General features: G+C 44.3%; 2 protein-coding genes. Both read left to right on the top strand.

Annotation, left to right across the window (positions count from 1 at the left end; translation table 11 throughout):
- Positions 1-354: DUF1641 domain-containing protein (locus Q8G36_RS28445; protein WP_305163130.1), on the top strand; the 354-nt coding region annotated here is incomplete at its 5' end.
- A 43-nt stretch (positions 355-397) separates the two neighbouring features.
- On the top strand, positions 398-1,579 hold the full coding sequence (locus Q8G36_RS28450) for an NAD(P)/FAD-dependent oxidoreductase (RefSeq protein ID WP_305163129.1): 1,182 nt from the start codon (positions 398-400) through the stop codon (positions 1,577-1,579).
- The last annotated feature ends 2 nt before the right edge of the window (positions 1,580-1,581 follow it).

Consider the following 1,581-nt stretch of genomic DNA (forward strand, 5'->3'; position numbering starts at 1 on the left):
TTAAAGCCTGAGGTTCAGGAATCATTGAACACTTTAGTTGAGCAGTTACCAAAACTGACTGAGTTAGTGAATATTTTAACAAAGTCTTATGATTTCGCTCAATCGGTTGCGACTGATGATGTTTTGAAAAATGATACGGTCAGCGCCATTTCGGAGATCGCGACACCTGTAGTCCATTCAGTGAAAGGGCTTGCGGCTAATGCCATCGAAGCTAAGGATCGTGCTGAAGTGAATAATGATGTGATCGGTCTTTTTGGTCTGTTAAGGATGATGAAAGATCCGCAAGCACAAAAACTTTTCCGTTTCGCCCAAGCTTTTCTTGAAGTCTCTTCAGAACGTAAAAACCAAAAATAAATAATTTGATAAACTTTCAATCAGTTAGGACGGGGGATTAACTATGTCAAAACAAATCGTCATCTTAGGTGCAGGTTACGCAGGATTACTATCTGCCTTATCCGTACGTGAATATTACAATAAAGATGAAGTTCAGGTTACAGTGGTGAACCAATTTCCAACGCACCAAATCATCACCGAATTGCACCGTCTTGCAGGCGGATCCATTTCTGAACAAGCCGTTTCCATTCCTTTGGAAAAGCTTTTCAAAGGAAAAGATATCGACCTTATCATTTCCAAAGTGGAGTCTTTCTCAGTCGATAACAAAGAAGTGAAACTTGCCAATGGTTCCACTTTATCTTATGATGCCCTGGTTGTTGCTTTGGGCAGCCAAACAGGATTCTTCGGCATTCCGGGACTTGAGGAAAACAGCATGGTCTTGAAATCCGTAAACGATGCAAACAAGATTTACAAACATATCGAAGATCGCATCCGCGAATATGCACAATCGAATAATGAAGCGGACGCAACCATCGTGATCGGCGGCGGCGGATTGACGGGCGTCGAGTTAATCGGTGAAATCGTGGATCATTTCCCTAAAATCGCCAAAAAGTTCGGAGTGGACTTCAAGGACTTGAAAATCAAGCTTGTGGAAGCTGGTCCAAAAATCCTTCCTGTCCTGCCTGATCACTTAATCGAACGTGCCATGACAAGCTTGGAAGCACGCGGCGTTGAATTCTTGACAGGCCTGCCTGTAACGGGTGTTAAAGGAAATCAAATCGAATTGAAAGATGGACAAACGATAACGGCCAATACGCTTGTTTGGACAGGCGGAGTTGCGGCTCTTCCTATCGTAGGCGAATCAGGCCTTGAAGTGGATCGCGGCAAAGCAACCGTTAATGAGTATTTGCAATCCAAATCCCATAATGACGTATTCGTTGTCGGGGACAGTGCCGTTGCTTTCCCTCCAGAAGGCGGCCGTCCATACGCTCCTACTGCACAAAATGCTTGGCAAATGGGTGAGCTTGTTGGATACAACCTATTTGCAGCCTTTGAAGGCAAGAAACTTGAAGAATTTTCACCTGTAAACTCAGGTACACTTGCGAGCCTTGGCCGTAAGGATGCAGTGGCAACCGTCGGGGCCAATAACACTTCCCTTAAAGGTCTGCCGGCTACATTGATGAAAGAAGCAAGTAATGTTCGCTATCTATCACACATCAAAGCCCTATTCAGCTTGGCTTATTAATT

The sequence above is a fragment of the Peribacillus frigoritolerans genome (genome assembly GCF_030676415.1).
GTDB classification, from domain to species: domain Bacteria; phylum Bacillota; class Bacilli; order Bacillales; family DSM-1321; genus Peribacillus; species Peribacillus frigoritolerans_A.

Excerpts from the sequence above, each read along its gene's own strand:
- Q8G36_RS28450 (WP_305163129.1), top strand. The coding sequence starts at position 398 with ATGTCAAAACAAATCGTCATCTTAGGTGCAGGTTACGCAGGATTACTA.